Annotated in this window: 1 protein-coding gene; it reads left to right on the top strand. The window is 60.9% G+C overall.

Going from position 1 to position 258, the window contains the following annotated elements; all coding sequences use genetic code 11:
* On the top strand, window positions 1–245 hold a 245-nt coding region (locus RMT89_RS44010), incomplete at its 5' end, for a hypothetical protein (RefSeq protein WP_315889365.1).
* Window positions 246–258 lie beyond the last annotated feature (13 nt).

Here is a 258-nt window from a genome sequence, read left to right as displayed (position 1 = left end):
CGCTGTTGCCGGGCTGCGAGAAACAACCGACGAATTGGCAGCAGCGTTACGTTTCCGCGCTGCTGCGGCTGCTGCATCCAGTGCGGCGGCTTCTTTGCGGGCTGCTGCTGCGGCTTCATTGCTCGCTTTCGTCTGCGCATATGTTGCACGGGACGCGTCATAAACCGCTTTCGCCTTCTTCTGTGCTGCGGCTGCTGCTGCAATTTCGCTTTTCGTTGCTGTATCGGACGCACGCGCCGCGCTGACAACCGCGTTTGC

It is taken from the genome of Streptomyces sp. P17 (genome assembly GCF_032436805.1).
In the GTDB taxonomy this organism is placed as follows: domain Bacteria; phylum Actinomycetota; class Actinomycetes; order Streptomycetales; family Streptomycetaceae; genus Streptomyces.
This window is presented reverse-complemented; position numbering and strand designations above follow the sequence as displayed.